Genomic DNA, 17,637 nt, shown 5'->3' on the forward strand with positions numbered 1-17,637 from the left:
AAACTACTCTTCGGCCGCATATCCCTGCGCAGGAAGCTGAACGCCATCCAGCCAGGCTGCGCCGTCGCGCATTTCCAGACGCCCGTCGACAAACCAGCTTACCACCAGTGGGTAAATGGCGTGTTCCTGGGTTTGCACGCGTTCGGTCACATCGTCTTCGTTGTCACCGTCAAAGACCGGCACTTTTGCCTGCAGGATCACCGGCCCACCGTCCAGCTCGTCGGTCACGAAATGCACAGAGGTACCGTGCTCTTCATCGCCGTTTTCCAGAACCTGGCGATGGGTGTGCAGGCCCGGGTATTTCGGCAGCAGAGAAGGGTGGATATTGAGCAGGCGACCGGCATAGTGGGACACGAATGCCGGGCTCAGGATACGCATATACCCCGCCAGCACCACGACATCGGGTGCGTAGGCGTCAATCTCTTGTACCAGTTCGCGGTCAAAGGCTTCGCGACCGGCAAACTGACTGGCTTCCAGCGCGTGCGCGGGGATGTTTTCCTCCCGGGCACGCTCAAGGCCGAACGCATCAGCCTTGTTACTGAAAACTGCCCGAATGGTGCCATTGATCTTCTTCTGTTTGCAGGCGTCTATGACGGCCTGCAAATTGCTTCCGTTGCCGGAAATGAGCACCACAATGTTTTTCATTCAATGACCACACGCTGTTCGGAATCGGATGCTTTGATAATACCGATTTTCCACGCGTTTTCACCTTTCTCATTCAGCAGCTTAACTGCTTTGTCCGCTTCGCTTGCAGGCAGGGCGATAACCATGCCCACGCCGCAGTTAAAGGTACGGTACATTTCGTGGGCGCTCACGTTGCCTGCGGTTTGCAGCCATTTAAAGACGGACGGCCACTGCCAGGAGGATTCGTCGATCACGGCCTGGGTGTTATCCGGCAGTACGCGCGGAATGTTTTCCCAGAAACCGCCGCCGGTCAGGTGGGCAATAGCGTGAACGTCGACGTTCTCGATCAGTTCCAGTACGTTTTTCACGTAGATGCGGGTTGGGGCCAGCAGGTGGTCTGCCAGTGGTTTGCCATCAAGTTCGGTGGTCTGTGGATCACAGCCGCTGACTTCGAGGATTTTACGTACCAGAGAGTAGCCGTTAGAGTGCGGGCCGCTGGAGGCCAGCGCAACCAGCACATCGCCGTCAGCCACTTTGCTGCCGTCGATAATTTCTGATTTTTCTACCACACCGACGCAGAAACCTGCGACGTCATAATCTTCACCGTGGTACATGCCTGGCATTTCAGCGGTTTCACCGCCGACCAGCGCACAGCCGGACTGCAGACAGCCTTCGGCGATACCGTTAATCACGCTGGCTGCGGTATCCACGTCCAGTTTGCCAGTGGCGTAGTAATCAAGGAAGAACAACGGCTCTGCGCCCTGAACCACCAGGTCATTCACACACATCGCCACCAGATCGATACCGATCGTGTCGTGACGCTTAAGATCCATCGCCAGGCGCAGTTTTGTACCTACACCGTCAGTACCCGAGACCAGAACAGGTTCACGATATTTTTGCGGCAGTGCGCACAGTGCGCCGAATCCACCCAGACCACCCATCACTTCCGGGCGGCGGGTTTTTTTCACCACACCTTTGATTCGGTCAACCAGCGCATTACCTGCGTCAATATCAACACCGGCATCTTTGTAGCTGAGAGAAGTTTTGTTGGTCACGGCTTAAATCCCCACGCGATTGCATAGCTAGTAAGAAAAATCGGCGCAATTCTAACAGTCCAGGCAAACGTTTGCGAGCCTATTCTCGGTGAGAGGATTTTTTTTTCTGTGCGGCCTGTGAATGCAGCCAAACTTGACTCTGTTCACGAAAATGAAACCGGTTTCGGTAATCTGCTTGCAACCCGGATCCGCTTTGCACATCATCGAACTGAAACCGGTTTCTGTAACTGTTTTTGCAGAAAATAACGCAGAATGAGGGAAAGAGAATGCCAGGATTTAAAGAAGGTTTTCTGTGGGGTGGTGCGGTTGCGGCGCACCAGCTTGAAGGTGGCTGGAAAGAGGGGGGCAAGGGGGTTAGCGTCGCCGACGTCATGACTGCCGGAGCCCACGGCGTGCCCCGTGAAATTACCAACGGCGTACTGCAGGGGAAAAATTATCCTAACCATGAGGCCATCGACTTCTACCATCGCTATAAAGAAGACATCAGACTCTTTGCCGAAATGGGGTTCAAATGCTTCCGTACCTCTATCGCCTGGACGCGCATTTTCCCGAAAGGGGACGAGCTGGAGCCAAACGAAGCTGGCCTGAAGTTCTACGACGACCTGTTTGATGAATGCCTGAAGTACGGCATTGAGCCGGTTATCACCCTGTCGCACTTCGAGATGCCTTTCCACCTGGTGACCGAATACGGTGGCTGGCGTAACCGTAAGCTGATCGACTTCTTTGTCCGCTTCTCGAAAGTCGTTTTCCAGCGCTATCAGCACAAAGTGAAGTACTGGATGACCTTTAACGAGATCAATAACCAGGCGAACTTCCACGAAGACTTTGCGCCATTTACTAACTCCGGGCTGAAATACGAGCCGGGTGAAGACCGCGAACCGGTGATGTTCCAGGCGGCACATTATGAGCTGGTGGCGAGTGCCCTGGCGGTGAAGGCGGGGCGTGAGATTAACCCGTCGCTGCAGATTGGCTGCATGATTGCCATGTGCCCAATCTATCCGCTGACCTGCGCGCCGGACGATATGATGATGGCGATGAACGCGATGCATCGTCGCTACTGGTTTACCGACGTTCACGTGCGCGGCAAGTACCCGCAGCATCTGCTTAACTACTTTGCCCGTCGTGGGTTTGCTCTGGATATTACCGAAGAGGACAACGCCGCGCTGAAGCAGGGCTGTGTGGATTACATCGGTTTCAGTTATTACATGTCGTTCGCTACCAAAGCGACGGCGGATAACCCAACGCTGGACTACGACGAAAGCAAGAGCCTGGTTTCCAACCCGTATGTGCAGAAATCTGACTGGGGCTGGCAGATTGATCCGGTGGGTCTGCGCTACTCCCTGAACTGGTTCTGGGATCATTACCAGCTGCCGCTGTTTATTGTGGAGAACGGTTTTGGCGCTATCGACGTGCAGGAGCGCGACGGTACGGTGAACGATCAGTACCGTATCGACTACCTCGCTGCGCACATCAGCGAGATGAAAAAAGCCGTCGTAGAAGATGGCGTTGACCTGATGGGGTATACCCCGTGGGGTTGTATTGACCTCGTTTCTGCCGGAACCGGCGAAATGAAAAAACGCTACGGCTTTATCTTTGTTGATAAAGATAACGAAGGAAATGGCACGCTGAACCGCAGTAAGAAGAAGTCGTTTGACTGGTATCAGAAGGTGATTTCGACGAACGGTGATAATCTTTAATCAGCGCCACTGGGCAAAATCTTGTATCGCAGCCGGAGCTTCCCTCCGGCTTTTTTTGTCTCTTAACCACTTTGCTTGATGTACGTCAAGCAAGTTGGGTATGGCGTAATCCGAAAAAAGCGGTATAATCCGGCGATTTTTTTTGTGGCTGCCACCCCCGAAGGAGAAAAAGTATGAAGATTGTTGAAGTGAAACACCCGCTGGTAAAACACAAGCTGGGCCTGATGCGTGAGCATGACATCAGCACGAAACGTTTTCGCGAACTGGCCTCTGAAGTTGGCAGCTTACTGACTTATGAAGCGACCTCTGATCTGGAAACGGAAAAAGTGACCATCGAAGGCTGGAACGGCCCGGTACAGGTTGAGCAGATCAAGGGTAAGAAAATTACCGTTGTGCCAATCCTGCGTGCTGGCCTCGGCATGATGGAAGGGGTGCTGGAGCACGTGCCTAGCGCGCGTATCAGCGTGGTCGGTATCTACCGTAACGAAGAAACACTGGAGCCGGTTCCTTACTTCCAGAAGCTGGTGTCTAACATTGACGAGCGCATGGCGCTGGTGGTTGACCCGATGCTGGCAACCGGTGGTTCCATGATTGCCACCATCGACCTGCTGAAAAAAGCGGGCTGCAGCAGCATTAAGGTGCTGGTTCTGGTCGCCGCACCGGAAGGGCTCGCGGCGCTGGAAAAAGCACACCCGGACGTTGAGCTGTATACCGCGTCTATCGACCAGGGGCTGAACGAGCACGGGTACATTATCCCGGGGCTTGGTGATGCCGGCGATAAGATTTTTGGTACTAAATAATCGAATAACAAATGAAAAGCCGACTTTGATAGTCGGCTTTTTTTTGAATAAAACGACCCAACCGCTAACAACAAACAACACGTGAGGAAAACACTATGACGCGCCGTGCTATCGGGGTGAGTGAAAGACCGCCGCTTTTACAGACAATCCCGCTTAGTTTGCAGCACCTGTTCGCCATGTTTGGCGCAACCGTGCTGGTGCCAATCCTGTTTCACATTAACCCGGCTACTGTTCTGCTGTTTAATGGCGTCGGTACGCTGCTTTACCTCTTCATCTGTAAAGGTAAAATCCCGGCATATCTGGGGTCGAGCTTTGCTTTTATCTCTCCGGTTTTACTGTTGCTGCCGTTGGGTTATGAAGTCGCACTGGGCGGCTTTATCATGTGTGGTGTGCTGTTCTGTCTGGTTTCTTTCATTGTGAAGAAAGCCGGTACGGGCTGGCTGGACGTGATGTTCCCGCCTGCGGCAATGGGCGCAATCGTTGCCGTCATTGGTCTCGAACTGGCGGGTGTGGCGGCGAACATGGCCGGTCTGTTGCCTGCTGACGGTCAGTCACCGGACTCCAAAACCATTATCATCTCGCTGGTCACGCTGGGTGTGACGGTATTTGGTTCCGTGCTGTTCCGTGGTTTTATGGCGATTATCCCGATCCTGATCGGCGTGCTGGCGGGCTATGCGCTCTCCTTTGTAATGGGTGTCGTCGATACCACCCCAATTGCTCAGGCACACTGGTTCGCGCTGCCAACCTTCTACACTCCTCGCTTCGAATGGTTTGCTATCTTCACCATTCTGCCCGCTGCGCTGGTGGTCATTGCTGAACACGTGGGCCACCTGGTGGTCACGGCGAACATTGTGAAACGCGACCTGATCCGCGACCCGGGTCTGCACCGTTCCATGTTTGCTAATGGCCTGTCTACTATTATCTCCGGCTTCTTTGGCTCTACGCCAAACACCACCTATGGTGAGAATATCGGCGTAATGGCGATTACCCGCGTCTACAGTACCTGGGTTATTGGTGGCGCAGCTATTATTGCTATCCTGCTCTCTTGCGTTGGCAAGCTGGCAGCGGCTATCCAGATTATCCCGGTGCCGGTGATGGGCGGTGTCTCTCTGCTGCTGTACGGGGTAATCGGTGCTTCCGGTATCCGCGTGCTGATCGAGTCCAAAGTGGATTACAGCAAAGCGCAAAACCTGATCCTGACCTCCGTTATCCTGATCATCGGCGTGAGCGGTGCGAAGGTACACATCGGTGCGGCAGAGCTGAAAGGGATGGCGCTGGCAACCATCGTGGGTGTGGCCCTGAGCCTGATCTTCAAGCTGATCTCCGTTCTGCGCCCGGAAGAAGTGGTGCTGGATGCTGACGACAGCGAAAAAGCATCACATTGATCGTATATGCACAAAATCTTTCAAGTTGCATCAAGGCGGCAAGCCTGAGGATCCCCAGGCGCTTACTCAAGTAAGTGACTGGGGTGAGCAGACGCTACCTTTGCCTCGGTAACCTGAAGGATGACGTGTAAAACCGGGCGGACGATCCGCCCGGTTCTCACCTTGCAGGTTCCGTGCTAAACTCGTTGCCGATTTTATGTAAGATCTGGTTGAGGTACTTCTGAACGGACCGGCACAGCTTTCTCTGCCACTCTATTTACCTGACGATGAAACTTTCGCGAGTTTCTGGCCGGGTGATAACCCCTCTTTACTGGCTGCACTGCAAAACGTGCTGCGCCAGGAACACAGCGGATACATCTATATCTGGTCACGCGAAGGCGCGGGGCGCAGCCACCTGTTGCATGCCGCCTGTGCAGAACTTTCTGCGCGGGGTGATGCAGTAGGCTATGTGCCGCTGGATAAACGTACCTGGTTTGTGCCTGAAGTGCTGGAGGGAATGGAACATCTCTCACTGGTCTGCATCGATAATATCGAATGTATGGCGGGGGATGAACCGTGGGAAATGGCGATCTTCAACCTCTATAACCGTATTCTGGAATCGGGGAAAACCCGGTTGCTGATCACCGGCGATCGTCCGCCGCGCCAGCTCAATCTGGGGTTGCCGGATCTGGCTTCTCGTCTGGACTGGGGGCAAATTTATAAGCTGCAACCGCTGTCTGATGAAGACAAACTTCAGGCGCTACAGCTGCGGGCAAGACTGCGCGGGTTTGAACTGCCGGAAGACGTGGGGCGTTTCCTGCTGAAGCGTCTTGACCGGGAAATGCGCACGCTGTTTGATACGCTTGACCAACTCGATCGCGCCTCTATTACCGCCCAGCGTAAGCTGACCATTCCGTTTGTGAAAGACATTCTGAAGCTTTGATGTGCCTTTCTCCCTCAGCTTTTTGGGGGAGGGCCGGGGTGAGGGTACCCGCGTGCGCATAACCGTAGGCCGGGTAAGCGCAGCGCCACCCGGCAAAAAACTCAGGCAATATCCCCCAGTAAGTGCTCAATCAGCAGTGGAATCGGCCTGCCTGATGCCACGCTTCTGCCACTCTCGCGCCACAATGCCGTCCCGCTAATATCCAGATGCGCCCACGGAATGTCTGGTGGGCAGAAATGGTGGAGCAGCCAGGCCGCCGACGCGCTGATTGCCGCATTATTGGTCGGCGTGTTGCACAAATCGGCGATGGCGCTGTCGGTCTGCTTTTTCAGCCGTGCATCCAGTGGCAGGGACCACACTTCATCACCGCTCTGTTGACCTGCCGATGTTAGCGCCTGACGTAACGGTTCATCCTGCGTCATCAATCCGCTCAGTTCATACCCCAGCGCTTTCACTACCGCACCTGTCAGGGTCGCCATATCAATAATAAAATGTGCATCCGGGTGACGCTGACTGGCCCAGGCAATGGCGTCCGCCAGCACCAGTCGCCCTTCGGCATCAGTATTGTTGATTTCTACCGTCAGGCCGTTACAGGCGCGAGCAACCGTTCCCGGCTGCATGGCATCCGGCCCGATGGCATTTTCCGCCAGCGCCAGCACGCCCATTATGCGAACGGGCAGGCCCAGCTCTGCGACGGTAAGCATCAGCCCCAGCACGTTTGCCGCACCACACATGTCATATTTCATGGTGTACATGCCCGCACCCTCTTTCAGCCACAGACCGCCGGTATCAAAGGTAATGCCTTTGCCTACATAGCAGCGCACCGGGCCGTCATCCACGCCGTTGTAGTGAATGGCCAGCAGCCGCGGCGGGCTGGAGGCCCCTTTGCCAACGGCATGCAGTAACCCTAACCCCTGCGCGACGATCTGCTTCTCATCGAGGATTTCACATTGCAGAGCAGGGAAGGCTCCGCACAATTTTTTCGCCTCTTCCACCACAAACTGTGGAGTACACCGATCGGAAGGTGTATCTGCCAGACGCCGTGCGGCGACCATGCCACGGGCAATAACCTGCTGCTGGTGGAAGATTGTTTCCAGCTTTTGTTGCTGTTCCGGGCGGCAAAGGGCGGTAATGTGGCGCAGGCGCACTGCCGTTTCATCGCTTTTCTTTAGCTGCAGATCGCTGAGCCTGTGCGCCTGATTAAAGAGAAAACGCAGCACCTGTGTCAGAACAACGTCGTCGATTTCTGTGGCATCCAGCACGACGTTCGCACTCACGGGTGAGGCAAGCAGCGGACGCAGCGCGGTCAGTAAACCTTCGGTCAGGCTGTCCTGCCAGAGCGTATCCGGCAGCAGCGTGACTCGGGCAAAGGGGGCGCAGCCGAACCGGGTATCGGCGACGGTTTTCTGCTCCCGCATTTCAGCAATGAGTGCCGTCTCCGGCAGCAACGTGCTGGTGGTGCGGGCAATTAAATGACTTTGCGGTTGAGCATCTGAAAGTGTCGTGATGAGTTGCCAGGTAATCATGATTGTTCCTCAATCGGCGCGCGGATACGCTCGGCATAGGCCTGCATCCATTCATCATCGACGGCCTGATAATGGGTCTTCTCGCGCTGGCGCTCGGTGCGAAATACGGTGAGTGGCTGACGGGCCGTGGCTACCACAAACGAAAAGGTTTTGATGTTAGTCGCCGCCCCGAATTCGCCTTTGTTGTTCATGCATACCACCGAGAGATCGCCCGCGCGGCCAAAACGTGACATCAGCTTGTCTTCCAGTTCAAACACTACCGAGTCTGCTGCCTGCTGCGGTGACATGCCCTGAGCCATGCGGCGGACGATTTCGTAGCTGGTGCAGCCTTTCATCAGGTCTTCGCCAACGCCAGTGGCGGTGGCGGCACCGGTTTCGCTGTCGCAGTAAAACCCGGAGCCAATAATCGGTGAGTCGCCAATACGACCACGTTTTTTCATAAACAGGCCGCTGGTGGAGGTCGCCACGCTCATCGACCCCTGCTTGTCGAGGCCAATAATCCCGACCGTGTCGTGGCCATCGTACGGGCTTAAACCTTTATCCAGCGTTTCACGGCAGCGCTTGCGGTAATGTTGCATTGCGCGGTCGGTCAGCATGGTTTTGTCGGTAAAGCCCTGGCTCAGCGCCCATTCGCGTGCGCCCTGGCCAACCAGCAGGCTGTTATAGCGCTGGCGACTCAGCGCGTGGGCCACACGTACCGGGTTGGCAATATCCACCAGGTTGCCCACGGCACCAAAAGCCAGCGTGTCGCCATCCATGTAAGCTGCGTCCAGTTCGACTTCGCCATTCTCGGTAGGCAGCCCGCCGTAGCCGACGGATTTATAAAACGGGAAGTCCTCTACGGTAGCAACGGCATCGACCACTGCGGCGGCGACCGGTTTCCCCGCAGCCAGCGCAGACGCAGACTCTGTGACTCCCTCCAGCGCCATTCGCCAGGTTGCGATAATTCCCCACATGCTTTACTCCTGTTTTGCAAGTGTCGTGTCGGTTTGCGTAACGGTGGCAATTTCCGCTGCGCGGTATTGTTTATCCACAATACGCATGAAAGGCAGGTACAGCATGGCACCAATCAGCAGATTGATAAGCTGCATGACGCTGCCGCTAAGATGTCCCGTGACGATAAAGCCGCTGATGACAGGCGGCAGCGTCCAGGGGATAAAGACCCCGGTTGTGACGGCGACCGCACCAATTTTCATGGCGGCATATTGCACGGTGACCAGCACCAGCGGTACCAGGTTGAACGGGATGAGCATGATCGGGTTCATGATCACTGGCAGGCCAAACAGAATCGGTTCGTTGATGTTGAACACCGAAGCACCCGCACCCAGCCGCGCCACTTCACGCATGTTTTTACTGCGGGCAAAAATCAGCATCGCAATCACCAGCGACAGCGTTGCGCCCGCGCCGCCCATCCAGATCATGTCAAAAAACTGTTCGGTAATAATATGTGGCGGCGTGATACCGGCCTGAATGGCGGCAATATTGTCGGTCTGGTTCTCCATCCACAGCGGACGGATAATGCCGTTGATCATCGAACCGGAGTTAATACCCACTGACCACAGAATGGTGATGCTGAACACGGTCATCAGCGCGCCAAAGTAAGAGGTGCCGTAGTGGCGTACCGGCGTGGCGACCACTTCGTAAATAAATTGATGAATGGTGTTGTAGTGGGTGTTTTCAAAGCCGATACGAATACCCAGCACCAGAATCATCACCAGCAGGGCAGGGATCAGTGCGGCGAAAGACTCCTGCACTGCAGGCGGTACACCGTCAGGCATTTTGATGACCAGATTCTTGCGCTTCAGCCAGCAGAACAGCTCCGTCCACAGTAGCGAACCGATCATGGCGACGAACAGTCCTTTACTGCCAATCCACTCTACGGGTATCACGGTAATGCCGCCGTTTTCGGCCACTTTGATAAACGGGGTCAGGATCAGAAACGCGACCAGCGCCAGAATGCCGCAGGAGATGCGGTCTTCCCCATAGTGTTCCGCCAGGCGGAACGCCACCAGGAAACTAATGAACAGAGACATGGTCGAGAACACCGCATTGAACGGAATTTCTATAATGGCGCTCCAGCTTTCACCAAAGGCCTGAGACATAAAGTGCTGATAGGTTTGGTTCGGGAAGGAGGAGATCACCAGCAGAATGGAGCCGACGATGATAAACGGCATGAATGAGACGTAGGCTCCGCGAATGGCACACAGATGGCGCTGCTGCGCCGTTTTGGCCGCCAGCGGCATCAGTTTTGCTTCAAGAAATCCCAGAACATTGTTCATTGTGAACTCCGTACAAGATTGAGTGGTGTTGTTTATGTTATGTCTGTGGATTATCAGTGAAGCGTGGCGAGCGAAAGGTGAAATCGGTCACAAAGCATTCGCTCGTTTAATATAAATCTCACAAGATTAGTTAATTGGATCATTGCGATGGAAATCAAACTGCATGCCAATGCCACCACCACGCCACGGATCCGGCGCTACCTCCAGCAGTCTGATAAAAGCGACAGAGAGCTGGCTATCGAACTTGGGATCTCCGTTACTACCGTCCGGCGCTGGCGCAACCGTGACCAGGTTTCGGATAACCAGACCACGCCAAAAGTGATACACAAAGCAATGAGACAAGAGCAGGTGGTTCTGGTGAATGTCCTGCGTGAGGCCATCGGTGCGCCGCTGGATGAGCTGTTGCTTCTGGTTAATGAAGGGCTGGGGATCGCCGTTTCCCGGGCGACCCTGAACCGCTATCTCAGACCCGCGCCTGCGAAACAAAAGGCGGTGCCATTGCAGGGGAAAAAGGCGCTGAAGGCAGGCGTCGTGCCGCATCAACTGGTGATGCACCATCTGCCGCTGTCGTTGCATATGGAGGATGGTGGAGAGCAACATCTGCTGTGGGCGCGTGAACCGGTGAGCGGCTGGTGCTACGCCCGACTCTATGCGGGGTTATCGCCTCAGTTGCTGGTTAACTGGACGCGTGAGCTGCTTGATGTCTGTCCGGCCTGTATACAATCTCTTGAGACTTTTGGTTTTGAGGTGGTATTGCCGGAGCGGAATATCGCTGTAAAAGCGCATCCGCAAAAACACAAAGCCGTTCAGGTGACCCTTCCGTTAGGGGAGATCATTCCGCGCGTGCAGCGTGAACCTGTTGGAAGGGTGCTGATCGAAATGTGTGAATTTTACAACCGGGGAAAAGCGCAGAAAAAACTGGGAGAGAGTACGCCGCAGGCCTTTCTTGAAGCGCTACGGCGTCAGGATTAGAGGATCTCGAGTACGTCTTCCGGTGGCCGCCCGATGCGGGCCTGGCCATTTGCCACCACGATTGGACGTTCAATCAGCTTCGGATTTTCGATCATCGCCTGGATCAGCTCAGCCTCAGTGAGACGAGTGTCATCCAGGCTGAGCGACTTATAAAGGTCTTCTTTCTGGCGCATCAAGGCTCTTGCAGTGCCCATGCCCAGCATGTGCAGCAGCTGGCGAAGGGTTTGTGCGTCTGGCGGAGTCTCCAGGTACAACACCACTTCCGGGTCAACACCGTTAGCCTTCAACAGGCTGAGGGTGTCACGGCTCTTGGAGCAGCGAGGGTTGTGATAAATTTTTACCGCGTCTGTCATGTCCTGAATTCTCCTGTATTACATCTTCGCGTACGGCTTGAAGCGCTGTTGCAGATCGCGCAGCTGATCGATGCGCGCATCGTAACGGGCCTGTTGCAGGCTGCCGAGCTTGACCTGCGAGCTGGCGTTACTGAGCATGGAAATGGCCTGATCAAGACGGCCTACCAGCGCAAAGCCTTCAGCACGCGCAGCCAGCTCCTGATCGCGGTTACCGAGCTGCGCTTCGGCCTGGGCGAGCAAGTCCCAGCCGTTTTGATCGTCTTTATTGTTAAAGGTGTAGCGGTTCAGAATGGTTGCCGCTTCACCCGGCTGACCGCCCTGTAAGTAAGCATTCGCCAGGTTAAGCTGCAGTACCGGGTTGGTACGTACATCTTTTGCTCCCTTCAGGCGGTTAATCGCATCGGTGGTTTTTTTCTGTCCCAGATCGATATCGGTCGCGAGATCGAGATACCATGGGTTGCCCGGTTCGGCGGCCAGCAGTGGTTGCAGCATTTTACGTGCTTCATCGTATTTGCTGGCTCCCATCGCCTGTAGTGCCTGACCATACTGCGCGGCATTTTTCTCGCGCACGTTGCCTTTTGCCAGGGCATCCAGCAGGTCGCTGGTGAGCTGGTTTCGCCCGGAGTTGTACATACCCAGCGTTCTGACTTTCGCCATGTAGAAGTCTTGTGAAGACTGTACGACCACCGGACGCATCTGGTTGGCGCGGTTACGCGCGTCCGACAGGCGGCTTTCTGGCAGCGGGTGAGTCAGCAGAATTTCAGGAGGACGCGTGGAATAGCGCGCCTGATCGAGCAGTTTTTCCAGGAAGGTTGGCATGGCCTGGGGATCAAAACCCGCACGCTGCAATACCTGAATCCCGATACGGTCTGCTTCCTGTTCGTTTTGCTGGGTGAAGCTGATCATCCCCTGACGCGTTCCCGCCAGCGTACCGGTTAACGCTGCCATCCCGGCCTGCGGGCTGGCCATGGCCAGCAGAATAGAACCCAGCGCGCCGACCCAGGTCAGCGGGGCGTTACGTTTCTGGTCTTCCATTGCACGCGCCAGATGGCGCTGGGTGACGTGTGAAATTTCGTGCGCCATGACCGAAGCCAGCTGGCTTTCGTTATCAGAGTAACGGAATAACGCCGAATGCAGCACCACGTTACCGCCAAAGAAGGCGAAGGCGTTGATTTCGTCGTTATTAATTAAATAGAAGTGGAAGGGGGTTTTGACTGAATTGGCATGTGCAACCAGGCGCATCCCCAGACCGTTGATGTACTGTACCAGTAAAGGGTCATTAATCAGTGGGGCGCTGCCGCGAAGCTGGCGGACATAGTAATCACCCATTTGCATCTCCTGCCCAATGGAGAGCGTGCTTGCTGCTGAGGTGCCCATATCCGGCAATGAATCGGCCGAGTCAGCGAAAGCTGGCAACACCTGACCGACCGTCAGTGCGGCAATCAGTGTCGCAACCAGTGTTTTTCTCAACTGCCTGAACATAACCACTGTCCTGTATTTTGGATGTGCTAATTTGACCGATGAACCGGCATATCGTTCATCTCCACTGCCCTGCGAGTGTAGCCGTGTTGAAGCATGAAGAAAATCCCATTCATCAGGGTTTTGCAATTCGTGACAGTGCGTCAAAAAGGAAAGTCTTTTTTGTGGCAGTTAGATACAATTCACATTCTCACTCCCGCCATCCGATTCAGGGAAGGGTTGTATGCTCGAAATGTTAATGCAGTGGTATCGGCGTCGGTTTAGTGACCCGGAAGCCATTGCTTTGCTGGTTATCCTGGTTGCCGGGTTCGGTATTCTGTTCTTCTTTAGTGGTCTTCTGGCTCCGCTGCTGGTGGCGATTGTACTGGCGTACCTGCTGGAGTGGCCAACGGCGCGCCTGGAAAATATCGGCTGTTCGCGCCGCTGGGCGACCAGTATCGTGCTGGTACTGTTTGTCGGTATATTGCTGCTGATGTCATTTGTGGTAATGCCTGTTGCCTGGCAGCAGGGGATCAACCTTATCCGCGATATGCCCGGTATGTTGAATAAGCTTTCTGATTTCGCCGCCACGCTGCCGCGTCGTTATCCTGCGCTGATGGATGCCGGGATTATTGATGCGATGGCGGAAAACATGCGTGCCCGCATCATGACGATGGGGGATTCGGTGGTGAAGTACTCTCTGGCGTCGCTGGTGGGGCTGCTCACTCTGGCTGTATACCTTGTGCTCGTCCCGTTAATGGTTTTCTTCCTGGTCAAAGATAAGGACCAGATGCTGAATGCCGTTCGCCGTATTCTGCCGCGCAACCGTGGTCTGGCCGGGCAGGTCTGGGAGGAGATGAACCAACAAATCACCAACTACATTCGCGGCAAGGTACTGGAGATGATTGTCGTGGGCGTCGCGACCTGGATTGGATTCCTGATCTTTGGTCTGAACTACTCCTTGCTGTTAGCCGTGCTGGTGGGGTTTTCAGTACTGATTCCGTACATCGGTGCGTTTGTGGTGACTATCCCGGTGGTGGGTGTCGCGCTGTTCCAGTTTGGCCTGGGTACCGAGTTCTGGAGTTGCTTCGCGGTGTACCTGATCATTCAGGGGCTGGATGGAAACCTGCTGGTGCCGGTGCTGTTCTCGGAAGCGGTGAACCTGCATCCGCTGGTGATTATTTTATCCGTGGTGATTTTCGGTGGTCTGTGGGGATTCTGGGGCGTGTTCTTTGCTATTCCGCTGGCAACGCTGATTAAAGCCGTAGTCCATGCGTGGCCGGATGCGCCTGCGGTTGACAAAACGTAGAGATAGTGGGGCCTGATGCCCTCGCCCCAACCCTCTCCGACGGGAGAGGGCGTAAACACTAAAAACGGCAACCGGGGTTACCGTTTTACTGTTTATCAGGCGCTCGCTTTCAGCCAGTTCAACACCACGTCGTGGTGATTGCTGGTTTTGAAGTCATCGAACACGTGTTCAACTTTACCGTCGGCATCAATCAGGAAGCTGATGCGGTGAATACCGTCGTAAGTTTTGCCCATAAAGGACTTCTCACCCCAGACGCCAAACTGCTCGCATGTCTGGTGGTCTTCGTCGGAAAGCAGCGTGAAGTTCAGCAGCTCTTTTTCCGCAAAACGTGACAGCTTCTCTGGTTTATCGGTGCTGATGCCCAGCACTTCCACGCCGACTTTTTTCAACTCATCCATGTTGTCGCGTAACCCACAAGCCTGCACGGTACAGCCAGGCGTCATGGCTTTCGGGTAAAAATAGACCAGAACACGCTGTCCCTGGAAGTCGGTCAAATTTACTTGCTCACCGTCTTGATCCGGTAAGCTAAATTTCGGTGCGATGTCACCGGCTTTCAGTGGATTCATTACTCAACTCCATCCTGTTCATGCTGCGAATAATTGACGACGCTTATACTGCCTTGCGCGTTTAACTCTGTACAGAGGGCTTTGAACGCTTGCTCGATATTTGACGCATCCTGCGAGGCAGGGCTATGCGCGGTAATTTGAATAAAGAGCGTGGGAACGGCACTGTCATCCCCAGGCTGTGTGCGGGAGACCAGTTCAGCAATGTTCATCTGATGGCTGTCAAAAAGCGCTGTAAAACGTTCAATCAGATGCGGTGAATCAGGGACTTCAACCTGCACCCAGACGGTTGCAGGCATTGCCGGACGTGGACGTGCGGTGGTGCGTTTCATCACGATCAGCAAATCCAGCTCTGCGCCTTTGAGCGGCAGGGTCGATTCGATAAGCGTAATGGCATTCCATGTCCCGGAAAGCAGCATAATAAATGTGAACTCTTCGCCCAGCATCGCCAGACGACTGTCTTCGATATTACAGCCGCAGCTGCTTACGTGGCGGGTGATGGTATTCACTATCCCCGGCCTGTCAGCACCCAGCGCAGTGATAACCAGGTAATGTTGTGATGAGGTTGTCAAACCCGTTCTTCCTTTGCTTGGTTAAGTCTTCCTAAGGAAAGCATAAAAAAAACATGCATACAACCGCCTGAAGGCCTCAGGTCGCTTGCTTTTATTACAGTTCCAAACGTACCATTGAGACTCTTGTTCGCACAGAGGATGGCCCATGTTCACGGGAAGTATTGTCGCGCTTGTTACACCGATGGATGAAAAAGGTAATGTCTGCCGGTCAAGCATGAAGAAGCTCATTGATTACCATGTCGCCAATGGAACCTCGGCGATCGTTTCGGTAGGGACTACCGGTGAATCTGCAACGCTGAGCCACGAAGAGCACGGCGATGTGGTTATGCTGACCCTTGAACTGGCTGATGGGCGTATTCCGGTCATCGCAGGTACGGGAGCCAATGCAACCGCAGAGGCAATTAGCCTGACCAAACGTTTTAACGACAGTGGCATCGTGGGTTGTCTGACGGTGACACCATACTACAACCGTCCTACTCAGGAAGGTTTGTTCCAGCATTTCAGCGCCATCGCTGAACATACTGACTTGCCACAAATTCTGTATAATGTGCCGTCCCGTACTGGCTGCGATATGCTGCCGGAAACCGTTGGTCGTCTCGCGGAAGTAAAAAATATTATCGGGATTAAAGAGGCAACAGGGAACTTAAGCCGCGTTCATCAGATCAAAGAGCTGGTTTCAGATGACTTTATCCTGTTGAGCGGTGATGATGCGACCGCGCTGGACTTTATGCAGCTCGGTGGTCACGGCGTGATTTCCGTAACGGCGAACGTTGCGGCGCGTGATATGGCTGAAATGTGCAAGCTGGCGGCAGCGGGTCACTTTAATGAAGCTCGCGTGATCAATCATCGTCTGATGCCATTGCACAATAAATTATTTGTCGAACCCAATCCGATCCCAGTGAAATGGGCCTGTAAGGAGTTGGGACTTGTAGCAACCGATACGCTGCGTCTGCCAATGACACCGATTACCGACCACGGTCGTGAAATCGTCACTGCTGCGCTGAAGCATGCCGGTTTGCTGTAAAGTTTAGGGAGATTTGATGGCTTATTCAGTACAGAAGTCGCGCCTGGCGAAGGTTGCGAGTGTTTCGCTTGCTATGCTGCTCGCTGCCTGTAGTTCAGACTCGCGCTACAAGCGCCAGGTGAGCGGTGATGAATCCTATCTGGATGCGACACCGCTTGCTGAACTTCACGCACCGGCTGGCATGATCCTGCCGATTCAGAACGGCGATTATAATATCCCCGTGGCTAACGGCAGCGGTCTGGTTGGTAAAGCACTTGATATCCGTCCGCCAGCTCAGCCTCTGGCTCTGGTGAACGGGGCGCGTACCCAGTTTACCGGTGATACGGCGTCTCTGATGGTTGAAAACAGTCGTAACAGTACGCTGTGGCCGCAGGTTGTTAGCGTTATTCAGTCGAAGAATTACACGATTGCAAAACGCGATGACGCCAGCCAGAGCTTAACCACCGACTGGGTTGAGTGGAACCGTCTGGATGAAGATCAGCAGTACCGTGGTCGTTATCAAGTCTCCGTTAAACCACAGGGTTATCAGCAGGCGGTTACCGTTAAGCTGTTAAACCTGGAGCAGGCGGGTAAACCGGTTGCTGACCCAGCCTCCATGCAGCGTTACAGCACCGAAATGCTGAACGTGATTGCCGCAGGTCTTGATAAGAACGCGACCGACGCGGCGAACTCTGCACAGGGCCGCAACGGTGTGACCTTCGATGTCCAGAGCGCTGCAGACGAAACCGGTCTGCCAATGCTGGTGGTACGTGCGCCGTTTAACCAGACCTGGCAGCGCCTGCCAGCGACGCTGGAAAAAGTGGGCATGAAAGTGACCGACAGCACGCGTTCAACGGGTAGCGTCACGGCAACATATAAACCGCTGTCTGACAGCGCATGGCAGGAACTGGGTGCGCATGATCCGCAACTGGCCTCCGGCGACTACAAGATTCAGGTAGGCGACCTCGATAACCGCAGTAGCCTGCAGTTTATCGATCCGAAAGGTCATACGCTGACCCAGTCGCAGAACGATGCGCTGGTCGCGGTCTTCCAGGCTGCATTCAGCAAATAAATATGAGGGCTGGTTAATCCAGCCCTTTTTATTTTAGTGCTACGCAA

17 protein-coding genes are annotated in these 17,637 nt (G+C 54.6%); 8 read left to right on the forward strand and 9 right to left on the reverse strand.

The genetic code is table 11. The annotated features are described in order from the left end of the window. Positions 1-3: 3 nt before the first annotated feature. A complete protein-coding gene (purN, locus tag ACHHZ6_RS13185; protein WP_182272252.1) occupies positions 4-645 on the reverse strand; it encodes a phosphoribosylglycinamide formyltransferase in 642 nt (213 codons plus the stop codon). After that, a complete protein-coding gene (gene purM / locus ACHHZ6_RS13190) occupies positions 642-1,679 on the reverse strand; it encodes a phosphoribosylformylglycinamidine cyclo-ligase (RefSeq protein ID WP_182272251.1) in 1,038 nt (345 codons plus the stop codon). The genes purN and purM overlap by 4 nt, the downstream gene beginning before the upstream one ends. Positions 1,680-1,945: 266 nt before the next feature. Between purM and ACHHZ6_RS13195 the strand changes: the two genes are divergently transcribed. The 4 genes from ACHHZ6_RS13195 to ACHHZ6_RS13210 all read left to right on the forward strand — a co-directional run bounded on the left by ACHHZ6_RS13195 (position 1,946) and on the right by ACHHZ6_RS13210 (position 6,483). Next, the gene (locus ACHHZ6_RS13195) at positions 1,946-3,376 is read left to right on the forward strand and encodes a 6-phospho-beta-glucosidase (protein WP_182272250.1); all 1,431 of its coding nucleotides are present in this window, start codon (positions 1,946-1,948) and stop codon (positions 3,374-3,376) included. Between the two features lie 173 nt (positions 3,377-3,549). Then, positions 3,550-4,176, forward strand: a complete 627-nt coding sequence (gene upp, locus ACHHZ6_RS13200; protein ID WP_182272249.1) for a uracil phosphoribosyltransferase — start codon at positions 3,550-3,552, stop codon at positions 4,174-4,176. A 95-nt stretch (positions 4,177-4,271) separates the two neighbouring features. Next, the gene (gene uraA / locus ACHHZ6_RS13205) at positions 4,272-5,561 is read left to right on the forward strand and encodes a uracil permease (protein ID WP_182918762.1); all 1,290 of its coding nucleotides are present in this window, start codon (positions 4,272-4,274) and stop codon (positions 5,559-5,561) included. A 220-nt stretch (positions 5,562-5,781) separates the two neighbouring features. Next, on the forward strand, positions 5,782-6,483 hold the full coding sequence (locus ACHHZ6_RS13210; RefSeq protein WP_220471161.1) for a DnaA inactivator Hda: 702 nt from the start codon (positions 5,782-5,784) through the stop codon (positions 6,481-6,483). Positions 6,484-6,584: 101 nt separating this feature from the next. Here ACHHZ6_RS13210 and ACHHZ6_RS13215 read toward each other — a convergent pair whose 3' ends face one another. Genes ACHHZ6_RS13215 through celB form a run of 3 tightly spaced genes read right to left on the reverse strand, consistent with a single transcriptional unit; the run spans position 6,585 to position 10,288 of the window. After that, on the reverse strand, positions 6,585-8,009 hold the full coding sequence (locus ACHHZ6_RS13215) for a M17 family metallopeptidase (protein ID WP_182918761.1): 1,425 nt from the start codon (positions 8,007-8,009) through the stop codon (positions 6,585-6,587). Further along, entirely contained in the window at positions 8,006-8,965 is a 960-nt protein-coding gene (locus ACHHZ6_RS13220) for a N(4)-(beta-N-acetylglucosaminyl)-L-asparaginase (protein ID WP_182918760.1), read from the reverse strand. Before ACHHZ6_RS13220 ends, ACHHZ6_RS13215 begins: the two co-directional genes overlap by 4 nt. A 3-nt stretch (positions 8,966-8,968) precedes the next feature. Then, positions 8,969-10,288 carry a PTS cellobiose transporter subunit IIC gene (gene celB / locus ACHHZ6_RS13225; RefSeq protein WP_395122341.1) on the reverse strand — a complete coding sequence of 440 codons (1,320 nt, stop codon included), beginning with the start codon at positions 10,286-10,288 and terminating at the stop codon, positions 8,969-8,971. Between the two features lie 147 nt (positions 10,289-10,435). Between celB and ACHHZ6_RS13230 the strand changes: the two genes are divergently transcribed. Then, positions 10,436-11,260 carry an XRE family transcriptional regulator gene (locus tag ACHHZ6_RS13230; protein ID WP_182918758.1) on the forward strand — a complete coding sequence of 275 codons (825 nt, stop codon included), beginning with the start codon at positions 10,436-10,438 and terminating at the stop codon, positions 11,258-11,260. On the opposite strand, the gene arsC is transcribed toward ACHHZ6_RS13230, so the two are convergent. Continuing rightward, a complete protein-coding gene (gene arsC / locus ACHHZ6_RS13235) occupies positions 11,257-11,613 on the reverse strand; it encodes an arsenate reductase (glutaredoxin) (protein WP_395122343.1) in 357 nt (118 codons plus the stop codon). The two genes, ACHHZ6_RS13230 and arsC, sit on opposite strands and share 4 nt — an antisense overlap. An 18-nt stretch (positions 11,614-11,631) precedes the next feature. Then, the gene (gene bepA, locus ACHHZ6_RS13240) at positions 11,632-13,095 is read right to left on the reverse strand and encodes a beta-barrel assembly-enhancing protease (protein ID WP_395122344.1); all 1,464 of its coding nucleotides are present in this window, start codon (positions 13,093-13,095) and stop codon (positions 11,632-11,634) included. 220 nt (positions 13,096-13,315) lie between these two features. Here bepA and ACHHZ6_RS13245 point away from each other — a divergent pair, with 220 nt between their 5' ends. After that, positions 13,316-14,380, forward strand: a complete 1,065-nt coding sequence (locus tag ACHHZ6_RS13245) for an AI-2E family transporter (RefSeq protein ID WP_182272241.1) — start codon at positions 13,316-13,318, stop codon at positions 14,378-14,380. A 95-nt stretch (positions 14,381-14,475) separates the two neighbouring features. Here ACHHZ6_RS13245 and bcp read toward each other — a convergent pair whose 3' ends face one another. Then, on the reverse strand, positions 14,476-14,946 hold the full coding sequence (gene bcp / locus ACHHZ6_RS13250; protein ID WP_182272240.1) for a thioredoxin-dependent thiol peroxidase: 471 nt from the start codon (positions 14,944-14,946) through the stop codon (positions 14,476-14,478). Then, positions 14,946-15,515 carry a glycine cleavage system transcriptional repressor gene (locus tag ACHHZ6_RS13255; protein ID WP_182272239.1) on the reverse strand — a complete coding sequence of 190 codons (570 nt, stop codon included), beginning with the start codon at positions 15,513-15,515 and terminating at the stop codon, positions 14,946-14,948. The genes bcp and ACHHZ6_RS13255 overlap by 1 nt, the downstream gene beginning before the upstream one ends. Positions 15,516-15,660: 145 nt before the next feature. On the opposite strand from ACHHZ6_RS13255, the gene dapA reads away from it, so the two are divergent. After that, the gene (gene dapA, locus ACHHZ6_RS13260; protein ID WP_182272238.1) at positions 15,661-16,539 is read left to right on the forward strand and encodes a 4-hydroxy-tetrahydrodipicolinate synthase; all 879 of its coding nucleotides are present in this window, start codon (positions 15,661-15,663) and stop codon (positions 16,537-16,539) included. Between the two features lie 16 nt (positions 16,540-16,555). Beyond that, positions 16,556-17,590 (forward strand): outer membrane protein assembly factor BamC, encoded by a 1,035-nt coding sequence (gene bamC, locus ACHHZ6_RS13265; RefSeq protein ID WP_395122346.1) that lies wholly within the window; start codon positions 16,556-16,558, stop codon positions 17,588-17,590. The last annotated feature ends 47 nt before the right edge of the window (positions 17,591-17,637 follow it).

Source organism: Enterobacter cloacae complex sp. 2024EL-00214, from assembly GCF_043945575.1.
Lineage (GTDB): Bacteria > Pseudomonadota > Gammaproteobacteria > Enterobacterales > Enterobacteriaceae > Enterobacter > Enterobacter cloacae_P.

What these genes read in the sequence shown, in the direction of transcription:
- purN (WP_182272252.1), bottom strand. Translation starts at nt 645, where the DNA reads ATGAAAAACATTGTGGTGCTCATTTCCGGCAACGGAAGCAATTTGCAG.
- ACHHZ6_RS13195 (WP_182272250.1), top strand. Translation starts at nt 1,946, where the DNA reads ATGCCAGGATTTAAAGAAGGTTTTCTGTGGGGTGGTGCGGTTGCGGCG.
- upp (WP_182272249.1), top strand. Translation starts at nt 3,550, where the DNA reads ATGAAGATTGTTGAAGTGAAACACCCGCTGGTAAAACACAAGCTGGGC.
- uraA (WP_182918762.1), top strand. Translation starts at nt 4,272, where the DNA reads ATGACGCGCCGTGCTATCGGGGTGAGTGAAAGACCGCCGCTTTTACAG.
- ACHHZ6_RS13215 (WP_182918761.1), bottom strand. Translation starts at nt 8,009, where the DNA reads ATGATTACCTGGCAACTCATCACGACACTTTCAGATGCTCAACCGCAA.
- ACHHZ6_RS13220 (WP_182918760.1), bottom strand. Translation starts at nt 8,965, where the DNA reads ATGTGGGGAATTATCGCAACCTGGCGAATGGCGCTGGAGGGAGTCACA.
- celB (WP_395122341.1), bottom strand. Translation starts at nt 10,288, where the DNA reads ATGAACAATGTTCTGGGATTTCTTGAAGCAAAACTGATGCCGCTGGCG.
- ACHHZ6_RS13230 (WP_182918758.1), top strand. Translation starts at nt 10,436, where the DNA reads ATGGAAATCAAACTGCATGCCAATGCCACCACCACGCCACGGATCCGG.
- arsC (WP_395122343.1), bottom strand. Translation starts at nt 11,613, where the DNA reads ATGACAGACGCGGTAAAAATTTATCACAACCCTCGCTGCTCCAAGAGC.
- bepA (WP_395122344.1), bottom strand. Translation starts at nt 13,095, where the DNA reads ATGTTCAGGCAGTTGAGAAAAACACTGGTTGCGACACTGATTGCCGCA.
- ACHHZ6_RS13245 (WP_182272241.1), top strand. Translation starts at nt 13,316, where the DNA reads ATGCTCGAAATGTTAATGCAGTGGTATCGGCGTCGGTTTAGTGACCCG.
- bcp (WP_182272240.1), bottom strand. Translation starts at nt 14,946, where the DNA reads ATGAATCCACTGAAAGCCGGTGACATCGCACCGAAATTTAGCTTACCG.
- dapA (WP_182272238.1), top strand. Translation starts at nt 15,661, where the DNA reads ATGTTCACGGGAAGTATTGTCGCGCTTGTTACACCGATGGATGAAAAA.
- bamC (WP_395122346.1), top strand. Translation starts at nt 16,556, where the DNA reads ATGGCTTATTCAGTACAGAAGTCGCGCCTGGCGAAGGTTGCGAGTGTT.